We start from the raw sequence: 16,898 nt of genomic DNA, 5'->3' as shown, positions 1-16,898 counted from the left end.
AAGATCATGACTATTTTCGACAATTATGAAGTGTGGTTCGTCATTGGCAGCCAGCACCTGTACGGGCCGGAAGCCCTGAAACAGGTGACGAAGCACGCCGAACAGGTGGTCAACGCCCTCAATGCGGAAGCGAAACTCCCCTGCAAACTGGTGCTGAAACCGCTGGGTACCACGCCGGATGAGATTACCCACATCTGCCGCGATGCCAACTACGACGATAAATGTGCCGGGATGGTGGTGTGGCTGCACACCTTCTCACCGGCGAAAATGTGGATTAACGGCCTCGCTATCCTCAACAAGCCGCTGCTGCAGTTCCACACCCAGTTCAATGCGTCCCTGCCGTGGGACAGCATCGACATGGACTTTATGAACCTCAACCAGACCGCGCACGGCGGCCGCGAGTTCGGCTTTATCGGCGCGCGTATGCGCCAGCAGCACAGTGTGGTCACCGGCCACTGGCAGGATCAACACGCGCATCAACGCATCGGCGCGTGGATGCGCCAGGCGGTATCTAAACAGGATACCCGCCAGCTGAAAGTGGTGCGTTTCGGCGACAACATGCGCGAAGTGGCAGTGACTGACGGCGATAAAGTGGCGGCACAGATCAAGTTCGGTTTCTCGGTCAATACCTGGGGCGTGGGCGATCTGGTGCAAGTGGTGAACGCCGTGAGCGACGGCGATGTCAACGCGCTGGTGGATGAGTATGAAAGCAGCTATCGCCTGACAACTGCCGCGCAGGTTCATGGCGATAAACGCCAGAACGTGCTTGACGCCGCGCGCATCGAACTGGGTCTGAAACGCTTCCTCGAAGAGGGCGGTTTCCATGCCTTCACTACTACTTTTGAAGATCTGCACGGCCTGAAACAGCTACCGGGCCTGGCGGTACAGCGTTTGATGCAGCAAGGCTACGGTTTTGCCGGTGAAGGTGACTGGAAGACCGCCGCGCTGCTGCGCATCATGAAAGTGATGTCCGGCGGGCTGAACGGCGGCACCTCCTTTATGGAGGATTACACCTATCACTTTGAACACGGCAACGATCTGGTGCTCGGCTCGCACATGCTGGAAGTGTGCCCTTCTATCGCCATTGACGAAAAACCGACGCTGGATGTGCAGTACCTCGGTATTGGCGGCAAAGCCGATCCGGCACGCCTGATCTTCTCCACCAAAACCGGCCCGGCAATTAACGCCAGCCTGATCGACTTAGGCGATCGTTTCCGCCTGTTGGTGAACTGCGTTGAGGCGGTGAAAACCCCGCACGATCTACCGAAACTGCCGGTCGCCAACGCCTTGTGGAAAGCGCAGCCGGATCTGCCGACCGCCTCTGAAGCGTGGATCCTCGCCGGTGGCGCGCACCACACCGTCTTCAGCCAGGCGCTGACGCTTGACGATATGCGCCAGTTCAGCGAGCTGCACGATCTTGAGCTGACGGTTATCGACAACGACACCCGCCTGCCTGCGTTTAAAGATGCGCTGCGCTGGAACGAAGTGTATTACGGTTCAAAACGTTAACAGGGAACACCCGGCCTGCTGCGGCAGGCCACTTTCCTGGAGGAACGCATGTTAGAAGCAATGAAACAGCAGGTGCTGGAAGCCAACCTGGCGCTGCCAAAACACAACCTGGTCACGCTGACATGGGGCAACGTCAGTGCCGTTGATCGCGCAAGCGGTCTGATGGTGATTAAACCTTCTGGCGTCGATTACAGCATCATGACCGCTAACGATATGGTGGTTGTCAACATCACCACCGGCGACGTGGTCGAAGGCACGAAAAAACCCTCTTCCGATACGCCGACTCACCGTCTGCTGTACCAGGCGTTTCCGACCATCGGCGGCATCGTGCACACCCACTCACGCCATGCCACCATCTGGTCGCAGGCCGGTCAGCCGATCCCGGCAACGGGTACCACGCATGCCGACTATTTCTATGGCGAGATCCCCTGTACCCGTAAGATGACCGATGAGGAGATCAACGGTGAATACGAGTGGGAAACCGGTAATGTGATCGTCGAAACCTTTGAGAAAAAAGGTATCGATCCGGCGCAAATGCCCGGCGTGCTGGTGCATTCTCATGGCCCGTTCGCATGGGGCAAAAGCGCAGATGACGCGGTCCATAACGCCATCGTGCTCGAAGAAGTGGCCTATATGGGTATTTTCTGCCGTCAGCTCGCGCCTGAGTTACCCGCCATGCAACAAACGCTGCTGGATAAACACTATTTACGTAAGCACGGCGCGAAGGCTTACTACGGTCAATAGCTGTATAAAACCACAGCACTCAACAACAAACCAGGCTATAATCTCGCCTGGTTTTGTTTTATGAGAGACGGCTGTGGCGCAGGCGCAAGAAGGTTTTATTTTAACCCGACACTGGCGGGATACCCCCGGCGGAACCGAGGTAGAGTTCTGGCTGGCGACGGATAATGGCCCGCTGCGCGTCGTGCTGCCACCGCAGGAGTCGGTCGCCTTTATTCCCGCCGCGCAGGTGGAAAAAGCAAAACTACTGCTGCGCTCAGAAAAGCAGTGGCGCGTCACGCCGCTGAACCTGAGCGACTTTCACCGCCAGCCGGTGTATGGCCTTTACTGCCGTGCTCATCGCCAACTGATGCGCATTGAAAAACTGCTGCGTGATGACGGCATCACCGTTTATGAAGCCGATATCCGCCCGCCGGAACGCTTTTTGATGGAGCGCTTTATCACCGCGCCGGTGTGGGTTGACGGTACGCCACAAGGTACCGCGCTGATTGAGGCGCGTCTGAAACCCAGCCCGCACTATCGCCCGCCGCTGAAATGGGTGTCGCTGGATATCGAAACCAGCCGCCACGGCGAGCTTTACTGCATCGGCCTTGAGGGCTGCGGACAGCGCACGGTCTACATGCTCGGCCCAGAAAACGGCAGCGCGCAGGGGCTGGATTTTGAGCTGGAGTACGTTGCCAGCCGCCCGCAACTGCTGGAAAAACTCAACGCCTGGTTTGCCGCGCATGATCCGGATGTGATCATTGGCTGGAACGTCGTGCAATTCGATCTGCGCGTGCTGCAAAAAAGCGCCGAACGCTACCGCGTCCCCCTGACGCTCGGGCGTAACGGCAGCGAGCTGGAGTGGCGCGAACACGGTTTTAAGAATGGCGTCTTCTTCGCACAGGCCACCGGCAGGCTGATTATTGACGGGATTGAAGCGCTGAAATCCGCGTTCTGGAACTTCTCCTCGTTCTCGCTGGAAGCCGTCTCCAGAGAGCTGCTTGGCGAAGGCAAAGCGATTGATAACCCGTGGGATCGCATGGATGAGATCGACCGGCGCTTCGCCGAAGATAAACCCGCGCTCGCCACCTATAACCTGAAAGATTGCGAACTGGTGACGCGCATCTTCCACAAGACGGAGATCATGCCGTTTCTGCTGGAACGCGCCACGGTGAACGGTTTGCCCGTCGATCGCCACGGCGGTTCGGTGGCGGCCTTCAGCCACCTCTATTTTCCGCGCATGCACCGCGCTGGCTATGTCGCGCCAAATCTCGGTGGCGTGCCGCCGCAGGCCAGCCCCGGCGGTTATGTGATGGATTCGCGCCCCGGCCTGTATGACTCGGTGCTGGTACTGGATTACAAAAGCCTCTACCCATCTATTATCCGCACCTTTCTGATTGACCCCGTCGGCCTGGTTGAAGGTATGGCGCAGCCGGATAACGCGCACAGCACCGAGGGGTTTCTGGGTGCGTGGTTTTCGCGTGAAAAACATTGCCTGCCGGGGATCGTCGGGCAGATCTGGCACGGGCGCGATGAGGCCAAACGTCATGGCAACAAGCCGCTGTCGCAAGCGCTGAAGATCATTATGAATGCGTTTTACGGCGTGCTCGGCACCAGCGCCTGCCGCTTTTTTGATCCGCGGCTGGCATCATCGATCACCATGCGTGGTCACGAGATCATGCGCCAGACCAAAGCGCTGATTGAAACGCAGGGTTACGACGTTATCTATGGCGACACGGACTCCACCTTCGTCTGGCTAAAGCAAGCCCACAGCGAAGAGGATGCCGCGCGTATTGGCCGCGCGCTGGTCGAGCACGTCAATGGCTGGTGGTCGGCGCATCTTAAAAGCCAGCAACTGGAAAGCGCGCTGGAGCTGGAGTTTGAAACCCATTTCTGCCGGTTTCTGATGCCAACCATTCGCGGCACCGAGCAGGGCAGCAAAAAGCGTTACGCCGGGATGATTCAGGAAGGCGAGAACCAGCGCATGGTGTTTAAGGGGCTGGAAACCGTGCGTACCGACTGGACACCGCTGGCGCAGCAGTTCCAGCAAACGCTCTACTTACGCGTGTTTCGCAATGAGCCTTATCAGGACTATGTCCGGGAAACCATTGCCAGCCTGATGGCGGGCGAACTCGATGATCAGCTGATTTATCGCAAGCGCCTGCGCAGAGCGCTTTCAGAATATGAACGTAACGTGCCGCCGCACGTGCGCGCTGCGCGGCTGGCGGATGAAGAGAACCGCAAACGGGGCCGCCCGGCGCAGTATCAGAACCGCGGCACCATCAAGTATGTCTGGACCACCGGCGGGCCAGAGCCGGTCGATTACCAACACTCGCCGCTCGATTACGATCACTACCTGAGTAAGCAGTTGCAGCCGGTTGCCGAGGGAATTCTGCCTTTCATTGACGACGACTTTGCTACACTACTTACAGGGCAGCTGGGACTCTTTTGAGATTTACTTATCGCGTTTCCCGGCTTGCAACATTACCGCTATACCCTGGCTATTTCAGGTTTGTGCCGCGATGCGGCGTGAAAGACGGCAGGTATAGGTAGTGACGAAAGGGATTGCTTCCTTTACCATAGCGCCCTTCCTTTTTCTGGCCCCAAATTTTATACGCCCGCCTGCCTTCAGGCGGTGACGAACTATTGCCTGCAATTTGAGATATAGAGTTCATTTATGCCCTTTACACTTGGTCAACGCTGGATTAGCGACACGGAAAGCGAACTCGGACTTGGCACAGTCGTCGCAATGGATGCGCGCACGGTCACCCTCCTTTTTCCGGCCACGGGTGAAAACCGTCTGTACGCTCGCAGCGACTCTCCGGTTACCCGCGTGATGTTCAACCCCGGTGATACGGTGACCAGCCATGATGGCTGGCAGCTCACAATTGAAGACGTAAAAGAGGAAAACGGGCTGCTCGCTTACACCGGCACACGCCTGGATACGCAGGAAAGCAATGTCACCCTGCGCGAAGTGTTGCTCGACAGCAAACTGGTGTTCAGCAAACCGCAAGACCGCTTATTCGCCGGGCAGATCGACCGTATGGATCGCTTTGCGCTGCGTTTTCGCGCGCGTAAATACCAAAGTGAGCAGTACCGTATGCCGTGGAGCGGCTTGCGTGGCCAGCGCACCAACCTGATCCCGCACCAGCTGCACATCGCTCACGATGTGGGCCGTCGCCATGCGCCGCGCGTGCTGCTGGCGGATGAAGTGGGCCTTGGGAAAACCATTGAAGCCGGGATGATCCTGCATCAACAACTGCTTGCTGGCGCGGCTGAGCGCGTCCTGATCGTGGTGCCGGAAACCCTGCAACACCAGTGGCTGGTTGAAATGCTGCGCCGCTTCAACCTGCGTTTCGCCCTGTTTGACGATGAACGTTACGCCGAAGCGCAGCACGATGCCGACAACCCGTTTGAGACCGAGCAACTGGTGATTTGCTCGCTCGACTTCGTGCGCCGCAACAAGCAGCGCCTGGAGCACCTGTGCGATGCCGAATGGGATCTGCTGGTGGTCGACGAAGCGCACCATCTGGTGTGGAGCGAAAACGAAGCCAGCCGTGAATATCAGGCAATTGAGCAACTGGCCGAGCGCGTACCGGGCATTCTGCTGCTGACCGCCACCCCGGAACAACTGGGGATGGAGAGCCACTTTGCGCGCCTGCGCCTGCTGGATCCGAACCGTTTCCATGATTTCGCCCAGTTCGTTGAAGAGCAGCAAAATTACCGTCCGGTCGCCGACGCCGTGGCCCTGCTGCTGGCGGGTGAACGTCTGAGTAACAATGACCTTAATATGTTGAGCGATCTGGTAGGCGAGCAGGATATCGAACCGCTGCTGCAAACCGCCAACAGCGATCGTGAAGGCGCGACCGCCGCACGCCAGGAACTGATTTCCATGCTGATGGACCGACACGGCACCAGCCGTGTGCTGTTCCGCAACACCCGTAACGGTGTAAAAGGTTTCCCGAAACGCGAGCTGCATACCGTGAAGCTGCCGCTGCCGACGCAGTATCAGACGGCGATAAAGGTCTCCGGCATTATGGGCGCGCGTAAAAGCCAGGAAGAGCGCGCTCGCGATATGCTTTACCCGGAGCAAATTTATCAGGAATTCGAAGGCGATACCGGAACATGGTGGAACTTCGACCCGCGCGTTGAGTGGCTGATGGGCTACCTCACCAGCCACCGTTCGCAAAAAGTGCTGGTGATCTGCGCCAAAGCCGCCACCGCGCTGCAACTTGAGCAGGTGCTACGCGAACGCGAAGGCATCCGCGCGGCGGTGTTCCATGAAGGTATGTCGATCATTGAACGCGATCGCGCAGCGGCGTGGTTCGGTGAAGAGGACAGTGGCGCGCAGGTTCTGCTGTGCTCGGAAATTGGTTCTGAAGGGCGTAACTTCCAGTTCGCCAGCCATCTGGTGATGTTCGATCTGCCGTTCAACCCGGATCTTCTGGAACAGCGCATCGGCCGTCTGGACCGTATTGGTCAGGCGCACGATATTCAGATCCACGTGCCTTATCTGGAGAAAACTGCGCAGTCCGTGCTGGTGCGCTGGTATCACGAAGGGCTGGACGCCTTCGAGCACACCTGCCCGACCGGGCGCACTATTTACGATAGCGTTCACAATGAACTGATTAACTACCTGGCGGCACCGGAAGATACCGACGGTTTTGATCAGCTGATCAAAACCTGCCGTGAACAGCACGACGCGCTGAAAGCACAGCTGGAACAAGGCCGCGACCGCTTGCTGGAGATCCACTCTAACGGCGGTGAAAAAGCGCAGGCGCTGGCGGAAAGCATTGCCGAGCAGGACGACGACACGGCGCTTATTGCCTTCGCCATGAACCTGTTCGATATCATTGGCATTAACCAGGACGATCGCGGTGAAAATATGATCGTGCTGACGCCATCGGATCATATGCTGGTGCCGGACTTCCCGGGCCTGCCGGAAGATGGCTGCACTATCACTTTCGATCGTGATGTCGCGCTTTCGCGCGAAGACGCACAGTTTGTTACCTGGGAACATCCGATCATCCGTAACGGTCTGGATCTGATCCTTTCTGGCGATACCGGCAGCAGCACGATTTCGCTGCTGAAAAACAAAGCGCTGCCGGTTGGTACGCTGCTGCTGGAGCTGATCTACGTGGTGGAAGCGCAGGCACCGAAACAGCTGCAACTTAATCGTTTCCTGCCGTCGACGCCGATCCGCCTGTTGGTGGATAAAAACGGTACCAACCTCGCCAGCCAGGTGGAGTTCGAAAGCTTCAACCGCCAGCTTAGCGCGGTGAACCGCCATACCGGCAGCAAGCTGGTGAATGCGGTGCAGCAGGAGGTTCACGCCATTTTGCAAAAAGGTGAAACGCAGGTGGAAGCCGCCGCGCGCGAGCTGATTGACGCTGCGCGAAGCGAAGCGGATGAAAAGCTGTCGGCGGAACTGGCGCGCCTGGAAGCGTTAAAAGCGGTTAACCCGAACATTCGCGACGATGAACTGGCCGCCATTGAGAGCAACCGCCAGCAAGTGCTGGAAAGCCTGGCGCAGGCAAGCTGGCGGCTTGATGCGCTGCGTTTGATTGTTGTGACGCACCAATAACGGAGCCCCAATGGTGATGGAACCCTACAATCCGCCGCAGGATCCCTGGCTGGTTATTCTGTATCAGGATCAACACATTATGGTCGTCAACAAGCCAAGCGGCTTGTTGTCGGTGCCAGGGCGTCTGGATGAGCACAAAGACAGCGTGATGACGCGCATTCAGCGCGACTTCCCGCAGGCTGAATCCGTACATCGCCTGGATATGGCGACCAGCGGTGTGATTGTGGTGGCGCTAACCAAAGATGCCGAGCGTGAGTTAAAACGCCAGTTCCGCGAACGTGAGCCTAAAAAGCAGTATCTGGCGCGCGTTTGGGGTCACCCGGAAAAAGCCGAAGGGCTGGTGGATTTACCACTGATTTGCGACTGGCCGAACAGACCAAAGCAGAAAGTGTGTTTTGAAACCGGCAAAGCGGCGCAGACCGAGTATGAAGTGCTGGCGTTTGATGAGGATGGCACCGCTCGCGTACGTCTGAAGCCGATTACCGGGCGCTCGCATCAGCTTCGCGTGCATATGTTAGCGTTAGGTCACCCCATTCTCGGTGACCGTTTTTACGCCACGCCAGAAGCTCTCGCAATGGCTCCGCGTTTGCAGCTGCATGCAGAGACGCTGACCATCACCCACCCGGCGTTTGGCAACAGCATGACCTTTAAAGCACCGGTGGATTTTTAAATCACTCACCCGGTCTTACGACCGGGAAAGTTTTTTGGTGTTAACGAAAACCCTTCTGCTCGCGAATCAACTCGTAAGCTTTCTGAATTTCCTGCGCTTTTTGTTTCGCCATTTCCATCATTTCTGGCGGCAGACCTTTCGCTACCAGTTTGTCCGGATGATGCTCGCCCATCAGCTTACGGTAGGCACGCTTGATGGTGGTCGCATCGTCTGACGGCTTCACACCCAGCACATTACAGGCATCTTCCAGCGTCGGGCCGCGTTGCGCCTGCTGCCAGCCGCCACCGCCCGCTTGCTGCTGATGCTGGTAACCCCCGCCAAATTGCGCCCCGCCCTGCATCATGCGCAGAAACTGATCGAACTGCAGACGCGAAATCCCAAGCTCCTCAGCGATTACGTACAGCACTTCGCGTTCGCTGGGGTGCAAAGAGCCATCGGCGAAAGCCGCCTGGATTTGAATTTCCAGAAACATCCTAATCAAGTCGAAACGTCCGAAGCAGACGCTGCGAAACTGACGCATCTTGTCGCGTAACGGGTAATTATCCGTTTTGCCGACGCGAAACGCCTGCTGCGCTGCGCTGCGCGACTCGCCGTGCAGGTTCATGCGATCCATAAACAGGCTGGCGACCTGGATATCCGCTTCGGTCACCCGGCCTTTCGATTTGGTTAGATGCCCCATCACCTCGAAGGTGGTGGCGAAAAAGAGCGTCTGACGTTCGCGCTGGTTGGCAAACCACGCCATTTTCCGGCTGCGCGCCTTGTCAAAAAAGTGCCCGATTAACAACCCAAGAACCGCGCCCCAAAAGCCGCCGCCCATGAAAAGAGCGATGACAACCCCAACCACTTTCCCCCAATACTGCATATACTCCCCAAATCGTCATGCCGTCGGCTAAAATTTGCTTTATCATACCCGTCATTCTATGCCATGCACAGGCGCAGTCTTCTCCCCCTGGCTCGAACGCGGGCAGGATTAAAACTAGCGTTGCAAAGGCGAGTAAGTTAGTCTCAGACCGTTTGCCAGCGTAAAGCCACAGATGACGGAACAACAAATACAACGTATGAAAAAACGTATCCCCACCCTCCTGGCCACCATGATTGGCTCCGCCCTTTACAGCCAGCAGGGGATGGCAGCCGATCTTGCCTCGCAGTGTATGCTTGGCGTTCCCAGCTACAACCGCCCCCTGGTACAGGGCGACACCAATAATTTGCCGGTGACAATCAATGCCGATCACGCAAAAGGCAACTACCCTGACGATGCCGTTTTTACCGGCAATGTCGATATTAATCAGGGAAATAGCCGTTTGCAGGCCGATGAGGTGCAGCTTCATCAGCAGCAGCCGGAAGGTCAGACGGACCCGGTTCGCACAGTGGATGCACTCGGTAATGTGCACTATGACGATAACCAGGTCATCCTGAAAGGTCCTAAAGGTTGGTCAAACCTGAACACCAAAGATACCAACGTCTGGCAAGGTGATTACCAGATGGTGGGTCGTCAGGGTCGCGGTACCGCCGATCTGATGAAACAGCGTGGACAAAACCGCTACACCATTCTGGACAATGGGATGTTTACCTCCTGCCTGCCTGGGTCAAACACCTGGAGCGTAGTCGGCAGCGAAGTTATTCAGGATCGCCAGGAGCAGGTTGCAGAAATCTGGAATGCGCGCTTTAAGCTCGGCCCGGTGCCGGTGTTCTATAGTCCGTATTTGCAGTTGCCCATCGGTGACAAGCGCCGTTCAGGTTTCCTGATCCCCAATGCCAAGTACAGCACGACGAACTATTTCGAGTTCTATCTGCCGTACTACTGGAACATTGCCCCGAATATGGATGCGACGATCACGCCGCACTACATCCATAAGCGTGGCAACGTGCAATGGGAAAATGAATTCCGTTATCTGACGCAGGCTGGTGCAGGTATTGTTGAACTCGATTACCTGCCTTCAGACAAAGTGTTCCAGGATGAGTACCCTAGCGAAGGGGAGCGTCATCGCTGGCTGTTTTACTGGCAACATGCCGGGGTAATGGATCAAGTTTGGCGTTTCAGCGCTAACTATACGAAAGTGAGTGACCCACATTATTTTAACGACTTCTCGTCAAAATATGGTTCTAGTACAGATGGTTATGCTACACAGATATTCCGGGTAGGCTATGGTGTAGAAAACTTTAACGCCACCGTTTCAACGAAGCAGTTCCAGGTGTTTAACCGTCTGAACAGCAACTCCTATTCTGCCTTGCCGCAGGTGGATGTTAACTGGTATCACAACGATCTGGGTCCGTTTGATTTCCGTATGTACGGCCAGGCGGTGAAATTTACCAATACCAACGCCAGCCGTCCGGAAGCGACCCGTGTGCATCTGGAACCCACGCTCAGTCTGCCCGTTTCTAACGCCTGGAGCAGCCTGAACACCGAAGTGAAAATGCTGGCGACCCACTACCAGCAAAGTAACCTCGATGCTTACAACACCAGTAACAGCACCAACTACAAAGAGTCCGTTAGCCGCGTTATGCCGCAATTTAAAACGGACGGGAAACTGGTGTTTGAGCGCGATATGAACTGGGCGGAGGGCTACACCCAGACGCTGGAGCCACGCGCTCAGTATCTGTATGTGCCGTATCGCGATCAGAGCCACATCAACAACTACGACTCCTCGCTGCTGCAATCCGACTACAGCGGGCTGTTCCGCGATCGCACTTATGGCGGTCTGGACCGTATCGCGTCAGCAAACCAGGTGACTACCGGCGTCACAACCCGCATTTATGATGAAGCGGCGGTTGAACGTTTTAACGTTTCTGTTGGTCAAATCTACTATTTCACCGAGTCCCGTACCGGTGATGACAACATTAACTGGGAGAAAGACAACAAAACAGGTTCGCTGGTGTGGGCAGGCGATACGTACTGGCGTATCTCCGATCGTTGGGGTCTGCGTGGCGGAGTGCAGTATGACACCCGTCTGAATAATATCGCTAACAGCAGCTCGTCGCTGGAGTATCGCCGCGATGAAGACCGTATGCTGCAATTGAGCTACCGTTATGCCAGCCCGGAATACATTCAGGCTACGCTGCCAAACTATGCAACCGCAGCACAGTATAAAGATGGTATTTCGCAGGTAGGTGCGGCAGGAAGCTGGCCGATTGCGGACCGCTGGTCCATCGTTGGTGCGTATTATTTCGATACCAATACCAGTAAACCTGCCGATCAGATGGTGGGGCTGCAATATAACTCCTGCTGTTATGCGATTCGCGTTGGCTATGAGCGCAAAATCAACGGCTGGGAAAATGAACAAAGCAAATATGACAAAGTCATCGGTTTCAACATTGAGCTGCGTGGCCTGAGCTCCAACTACGGTCTGGGGACGCAACAAATGCTGCGTTCAAACATTCTGCCGTACCGTAGCTCACTGTGATCTGTTTGATTTGCAACGTAATCCGCATTGCGGTTAATTGAAATGGAAAAGGTATGAAGAACTGGAAAACGCTGCTTCTCGGTATCGCTATGGTTGCGAATACCAGTTTCGCCGCGCCTCAGGTTGTAGATAAAGTCGCCGCCGTGGTCAATAACGGCGTGGTGCTGGAAAGTGACGTTGATGGTTTGATGCAATCCGTGAAGGCCAATGCAGGCCAGGCGGGGCAGCAGTTACCGGACGACGCAACTCTGCGCCATCAGATCCTTGAACGTCTGATCATGGATCAAATCATTTTGCAGATGGGCACGAAAATGGGCGTCAAAGTGACTGACGAACAACTCGACGCCGCCATCGCCGACATTGCCAAACAAAACAATATGACGATGGATCAGATGCGTAGCCGTCTGGCCTACGACGGAGTGAATTTCAGCACCTACCGTAATCAGATCCGCAAAGAGATGATTATCTCCGAAGTACGTAACAGCGAAGTGCGCCGTCGCGTGACGGTGCTGCCACAGGAAGTCGAAGCCCTGGCGCAGCAGGTGGGCAACCAGAATGATGCCAGCACCGAGCTGAATCTGAGCCACATTCTGGTTCCACTGCCGGAAAACCCAACTTCCGATCAAGTTAACGAAGCGGAAAGCCAGGCGCGTTCAATTGTGGAACAAGCTCGCAATGGCGGCGATTTTGGCAAACTGGCCATCACTTACTCTGCCGATCAGCAAGCGCTGAAAGGCGGCCAGATGGGCTGGGGCCGAATCCAGGAGCTTCCGAGCATCTTTGCTCAGGCACTGAGCACGGCGAAAAAAGGCGATGTGATTGGCCCAATCCGCTCGGGTGTTGGCTTCCATATCCTGAAAGTGAACGATCTTCGCGGTCAGACGCAGAGCATCTCCGTGACGGAAGTTCATGCCCGCCATATCCTGCTGAAGCCTTCGCCGATCATGAGCGACGATCAAGCACGCGTGAAACTGGAACAGATCGCAGCCGATATTAAGAGTGGCAAAACCACTTTTGCTAACGCGGCTAAAGAGTTCTCACAGGATCCGGGCTCTGCAAACCAGGGCGGCGATCTCGGCTGGGCGTCTGCGGATATTTACGATCCGGCCTTCCGCGATGCGCTGATGAAGCTGAAACGCGGCCAGATGAGTGGCCCGGTTCACTCCTCCTTTGGCTGGCACCTGATCGAAATGCTGGATAGCCGTAACGTCGATAAAACCGACGCGGCGCAAAAAGACAGAGCCTATCGCATGCTGATGAACCGTAAGTTCTCTGAAGAAGCGGCAACCTGGATGCAGGAACAGCGCGCCAGCGCCTATGTCAAAATTCTGAGTAACTAATGAAAACACAGCGTGTCGTTATCACTCCCGGCGAACCCGCCGGGATTGGCCCGGATCTGGTAGTGCAACTCGCCCAACGCGACTGGCCGGTTGAACTGGTTATCTGTGCAGACGCAACGCTGCTGACCGACCGGGCCTCGCGGCTCGGTCTGCCACTTCAACTGCGCGGTTACGATCCAACGGCCGCCGCAGTACCGCAACAGGCAGGCACATTAACGCTGTTGCCTGTTCCTCTGCATACGCCCGTCACCGCTGGCGTACTCAATACGCTTAACGGTTCTTATGTTGTTGAAACGCTTGCCCGCGCCTGCGATGGCTGCCTGAGTGGCGAATTTACCGCGCTGATTACCGGCCCGGTACATAAAGGGGTGATCAACGATTCAGGAACACCGTTTACCGGGCACACGGAGTTTTTCGAAGAGCGCTCTCACGCCGCCAAAGTGGTGATGATGCTGGCAACCGAAGAGCTACGCGTGGCGCTGGCGACCACACACTTGCCCATCAAAGCCGTGGCCGACGCTATTACGCCTGATTTGCTGCGGGAAGTGATCGGCATTCTGCACACGGATCTGCAACAGAAGTTCGGTATCCCCCAACCGCATATTCTGGTCTGCGGCCTGAATCCGCATGCCGGTGAAGGTGGTCATATGGGGACGGAAGAGATTGATACCATCATTCCGGTGCTCAATGAAATGCGCGCGCAGGGTATGAATTTAAGCGGTCCGCTGCCTGCCGACACGCTTTTCCAGCCCAAATACCTTGATAATGCCGACGCCGTACTGGCGATGTACCACGATCAGGGTCTGCCCGTGCTAAAATACCAGGGCTTTGGCCGCGGTGTGAACATCACCCTCGGTTTACCCTTTATTCGTACATCCGTCGACCACGGTACCGCGCTTGAACTCGCGGGCAAAGGAACAGCGGATGTCGGCAGTTTTATTACGGCGCTTAATCTCGCCATCAAAATGATTGTTAATACTCAATGAATACTCGCGTCCATCAGGGCCACTTAGCCCGCAAACGCTTCGGGCAAAACTTTCTCCACGACCAGTTCGTGATCGACAGCATTGTCTCGGCCATCAACCCGCAAAAGGGTCAGGCTATGGTCGAAATCGGCCCAGGCCTTGGCGCGCTCACCGAACCGGTGGGCGAACGTCTGGATAAATTAACGGTCATCGAGCTTGACCGCGATCTGGCTGCCCGCCTGCAAACCCATCCGTTCCTTGCACCAAAACTGACAATTTATCAGCAAGATGCAATGACTATGGATTTTGGCGAACTCTCAAAAACGATTGGTCAGCCGCTGCGTGTTTTCGGCAACCTACCGTATAACATCTCCACGCCGTTGATGTTCCATCTGTTTAGCTATACTGATGCCATTGCCGACATGCACTTTATGCTGCAAAAAGAGGTGGTGAATCGCCTGGTTGCAGGGCCAAACAGTAAGGCGTATGGTCGATTAAGCGTGATGGCGCAGTACTACTGCCAGATTATTCCGGTGCTGGAAGTGCCGCCCACCGCGTTTGCGCCACCGCCAAAGGTGGATTCTGCCGTGGTTCGTCTGGTGCCGCACGCTCAATTACCGCATCCGGTGAAAGAGATCCGCACGCTGAGCCGCATTACCACCGAAGCGTTTAACCAGCGTCGTAAAACCATTCGCAACAGCCTCGGCAACGTCTTTACCGTTGAAGTGCTGGCGTCGTTAGGTATCGATCCGGCGATGCGCGCGGAAAATATTTCTGTAGCGCAATATTGCCAGTTAGCGAACTATCTGACTGAGAATGCGCCGCCGAAGGAGAGTTAACATATGATCAATTCGCCCCGAGTTTGTGTTCAGGTACAAAGCATCTACATCGAGTCTCAGTCCGCTCCCGACGATGAACGCTATGTTTTCGCTTACACCATTACCATCCGGAACCTGGGGCGAACCCCTGTCCAGTTGCTCAAGCGCTACTGGCTTATCACCAATGGAAATGGCCGCGCAACGGAAGTTCAGGGCGAAGGTGTGGTTGGCGTACAGCCGCACATTGAGCCAGGCGGCGAATATCAATATACCAGCGGTGCGGTGATTGAAACACCGCTGGGCACCATGCAAGGCCACTACGAAATGATCGATGCGCAGGGAGAAACCTTCCGCCTCGCTATCCCGGTCTTCCGACTCGCCGTTCCAACACTGATCCATTAATACAATGTCTACATACCTTATTGGTGACGTTCATGGTTGCTACGATGAACTCGTCGCGCTGTTAAAACAGGTTGAATTTTCACCTGAGCAGGACACCTTATGGCTCACGGGCGATCTGGTCGCGCGCGGCCCTGGCTCGCTTGAGGTATTGCGCTTCGTCAAATCACTCGGTGACAGCGTACGCATCGTGCTGGGTAACCACGATTTGCACCTGCTTGCCGTTTTTGCCGGTATCAGCCGTAACAAGCCCAAAGACAGGCTTAATCCACTGCTGGAAGCGCACGATGCCGACGAGTTGATTAACTGGCTGCGCCGCCAGCCGCTGCTGCAAATCGATGAAGAGAAAAAACTGGTGATGGCGCACGCCGGGATCACCCCACAGTGGGATATGGAAACTACCCGCCACTGCGCGCGCGATATTGAGGCGGTGCTGTCGAGCGACTCTTATCCGCTCTTTCTCGACGCCATGTACGGCGATCTGCCGAACCACTGGACTCCTGAGCTCAGCGGCCTTGCCCGCCTGCGCTTTATCACCAATGCGTTTACGCGCATGCGTTACTGCTTCCCGAACGGGCAGCTCGATATGTACTGCAAAGATATTCCCGAGCATGCACCCGCGCCGCTAAAACCGTGGTTTTCGATTCCGGGGCCGGTGGCGCAAGAATACAGTATCGCCTTTGGTCATTGGGCATCACTCGAAGGCGCAGGTACACCGGAAGGTATCTACGCGCTGGATACGGGCTGCTGCTGGGGTGGCGTGCTGACCTGCCTGCGTTGGGAAGATAAACAGTACTTCACGCAAGCGTCGAACCGCCAGATGGATTTGGGTGATGGCGAGGCAATCGCCTCCTGAAATAATTTCCCCGGCCTCGGCCGGGGAAAGAGAAGAAACATAACGTTGCCGTGCAACCACGGCAGTAGCGCAGTGAATTAACGGCGCTCAAGGATCTCAAAACAGTAACTGTGGGAATTCTGCGCGTCCGCGTCGTGGAACTCACTGAACACGGAATCCCAGTCGTCCGGATCGTAATCCGGGAAATGAGTATCACCTTCCACTTCCGCATCAATGTGCGTCAGGTACAAACGCTGCGCTTTCGGCAGAAACTGCTCGTAAACACGACCACCGCCAATCACCATGATCTCTTCAGCGTCACCGCATTGCGCTATCGCTTCATCAACGGATTTCACCCACTGCACGCGATCGTCAGTACCCGGCTGGCTACTGATCACGATATTCTTACGACCCGGCAGCGGACGACCGATGGATTCCCACGTCAGGCGCCCCATTACTACCGGCTTGTTTAACGTATTGCGTTTAAACCAGGCGAGATCGGCAGGTAAGTTCCACGGCATTGCATTCTCCATGCCGATGACGCGATCCACTGCCAACGCCGCAATCAAACTGATCATTTATTCATTCCTGGAAGCCAAAAAATTGTCGCCACTATACGGAAAGCGCAATCTTTCGTCGACGGGGCGCGAGGTA

13 protein-coding genes are annotated in these 16,898 nt (G+C 55.9%); 11 read left to right on the top strand and 2 right to left on the bottom strand.

The window, feature by feature from the left end; all coding sequences use genetic code 11:
• Positions 1–6: 6 nt before the first annotated feature.
• From araA to rluA, 5 genes are all read left to right on the top strand, one after another.
• The gene (araA, locus tag ACFX4U_RS15000) at positions 7–1,509 is read left to right on the top strand and encodes an L-arabinose isomerase (RefSeq protein ID WP_313509762.1); all 1,503 of its coding nucleotides are present in this window, start codon (positions 7–9) and stop codon (positions 1,507–1,509) included.
• A gap of 48 nt (positions 1,510–1,557) precedes the next feature.
• Positions 1,558–2,253 carry an L-ribulose-5-phosphate 4-epimerase gene (gene araD, locus ACFX4U_RS14995; protein ID WP_313509759.1) on the top strand — a complete coding sequence of 232 codons (696 nt, stop codon included), beginning with the start codon at positions 1,558–1,560 and terminating at the stop codon, positions 2,251–2,253.
• Positions 2,254–2,326: 73 nt separating this feature from the next.
• Positions 2,327–4,684, top strand: coding sequence for a DNA polymerase II (gene polB, locus ACFX4U_RS14990; protein WP_313509757.1), 2,358 nt, complete (start codon positions 2,327–2,329; stop codon positions 4,682–4,684).
• A 225-nt stretch (positions 4,685–4,909) separates the two neighbouring features.
• On the top strand, positions 4,910–7,816 hold the full coding sequence (rapA, locus tag ACFX4U_RS14985) for an RNA polymerase-associated protein RapA (RefSeq protein ID WP_313509755.1): 2,907 nt from the start codon (positions 4,910–4,912) through the stop codon (positions 7,814–7,816).
• Between the two features lie 10 nt (positions 7,817–7,826).
• The gene (rluA, locus tag ACFX4U_RS14980; RefSeq protein WP_200552680.1) at positions 7,827–8,486 is read left to right on the top strand and encodes a bifunctional tRNA pseudouridine(32) synthase/23S rRNA pseudouridine(746) synthase RluA; all 660 of its coding nucleotides are present in this window, start codon (positions 7,827–7,829) and stop codon (positions 8,484–8,486) included.
• A gap of 40 nt (positions 8,487–8,526) precedes the next feature.
• Here rluA and djlA read toward each other — a convergent pair whose 3' ends face one another.
• Positions 8,527–9,348 carry a co-chaperone DjlA gene (gene djlA / locus ACFX4U_RS14975; protein WP_020456517.1) on the bottom strand — a complete coding sequence of 274 codons (822 nt, stop codon included), beginning with the start codon at positions 9,346–9,348 and terminating at the stop codon, positions 8,527–8,529.
• A 196-nt stretch (positions 9,349–9,544) separates the two neighbouring features.
• Between djlA and lptD the strand changes: the two genes are divergently transcribed.
• The 6 genes from lptD to apaH are packed head-to-tail and all read left to right on the top strand — an operon-like array spanning position 9,545 to position 16,265.
• Positions 9,545–11,887 carry an LPS assembly protein LptD gene (gene lptD, locus ACFX4U_RS14970; RefSeq protein WP_313510616.1) on the top strand — a complete coding sequence of 781 codons (2,343 nt, stop codon included), beginning with the start codon at positions 9,545–9,547 and terminating at the stop codon, positions 11,885–11,887.
• A 53-nt stretch (positions 11,888–11,940) separates the two neighbouring features.
• Positions 11,941–13,227 (top strand): peptidylprolyl isomerase SurA, encoded by a 1,287-nt coding sequence (gene surA / locus ACFX4U_RS14965; RefSeq protein ID WP_065369319.1) that lies wholly within the window; start codon positions 11,941–11,943, stop codon positions 13,225–13,227.
• A complete protein-coding gene (pdxA, locus tag ACFX4U_RS14960) occupies positions 13,227–14,213 on the top strand; it encodes a 4-hydroxythreonine-4-phosphate dehydrogenase PdxA (protein ID WP_305737129.1) in 987 nt (328 codons plus the stop codon). The genes surA and pdxA overlap by 1 nt, the downstream gene beginning before the upstream one ends.
• The gene (gene rsmA / locus ACFX4U_RS14955) at positions 14,210–15,031 is read left to right on the top strand and encodes a 16S rRNA (adenine(1518)-N(6)/adenine(1519)-N(6))-dimethyltransferase RsmA (RefSeq protein WP_017457893.1); all 822 of its coding nucleotides are present in this window, start codon (positions 14,210–14,212) and stop codon (positions 15,029–15,031) included. Before pdxA ends, rsmA begins: the two co-directional genes overlap by 4 nt.
• Before the next feature lie 3 nt (positions 15,032–15,034).
• Entirely contained in the window at positions 15,035–15,412 is a 378-nt protein-coding gene (gene apaG, locus ACFX4U_RS14950; RefSeq protein ID WP_313510613.1) for a Co2+/Mg2+ efflux protein ApaG, read from the top strand.
• 4 nt (positions 15,413–15,416) lie between these two features.
• Positions 15,417–16,265, top strand: coding sequence for a bis(5'-nucleosyl)-tetraphosphatase (symmetrical) ApaH (gene apaH, locus ACFX4U_RS14945; protein ID WP_305737130.1), 849 nt, complete (start codon positions 15,417–15,419; stop codon positions 16,263–16,265).
• Positions 16,266–16,342: 77 nt separating this feature from the next.
• Here apaH and folA read toward each other — a convergent pair whose 3' ends face one another.
• On the bottom strand, positions 16,343–16,822 hold the full coding sequence (folA, locus tag ACFX4U_RS14940; protein WP_086870466.1) for a type 3 dihydrofolate reductase: 480 nt from the start codon (positions 16,820–16,822) through the stop codon (positions 16,343–16,345).
• Between the last annotated feature and the right edge of the window lie 76 nt (positions 16,823–16,898).

Source organism: Kosakonia sp. YIM B13588, assembly GCF_042788165.1.
Classification (GTDB): domain Bacteria; phylum Pseudomonadota; class Gammaproteobacteria; order Enterobacterales; family Enterobacteriaceae; genus Kosakonia; species Kosakonia sacchari.
This window is presented reverse-complemented; position numbering and strand designations above follow the sequence as displayed.

Bases quoted from the DNA above. Each gene is read 5' to 3' on its own strand.
- araA (WP_313509762.1), top strand. From the start codon at position 7: ATGACTATTTTCGACAATTATGAAGTGTGGTTCGTCATTGGCAGCCAG.
- araD (WP_313509759.1), top strand. From the start codon at position 1,558: ATGTTAGAAGCAATGAAACAGCAGGTGCTGGAAGCCAACCTGGCGCTG.
- rapA (WP_313509755.1), top strand. From the start codon at position 4,910: ATGCCCTTTACACTTGGTCAACGCTGGATTAGCGACACGGAAAGCGAA.
- rluA (WP_200552680.1), top strand. From the start codon at position 7,827: ATGGTGATGGAACCCTACAATCCGCCGCAGGATCCCTGGCTGGTTATT.
- djlA (WP_020456517.1), bottom strand. From the start codon at position 9,348: ATGCAGTATTGGGGGAAAGTGGTTGGGGTTGTCATCGCTCTTTTCATG.
- lptD (WP_313510616.1), top strand. From the start codon at position 9,545: ATGAAAAAACGTATCCCCACCCTCCTGGCCACCATGATTGGCTCCGCC.
- surA (WP_065369319.1), top strand. From the start codon at position 11,941: ATGAAGAACTGGAAAACGCTGCTTCTCGGTATCGCTATGGTTGCGAAT.
- pdxA (WP_305737129.1), top strand. From the start codon at position 13,227: ATGAAAACACAGCGTGTCGTTATCACTCCCGGCGAACCCGCCGGGATT.
- rsmA (WP_017457893.1), top strand. From the start codon at position 14,210: ATGAATACTCGCGTCCATCAGGGCCACTTAGCCCGCAAACGCTTCGGG.
- apaG (WP_313510613.1), top strand. From the start codon at position 15,035: ATGATCAATTCGCCCCGAGTTTGTGTTCAGGTACAAAGCATCTACATC.
- apaH (WP_305737130.1), top strand. From the start codon at position 15,417: ATGTCTACATACCTTATTGGTGACGTTCATGGTTGCTACGATGAACTC.
- folA (WP_086870466.1), bottom strand. From the start codon at position 16,822: ATGATCAGTTTGATTGCGGCGTTGGCAGTGGATCGCGTCATCGGCATG.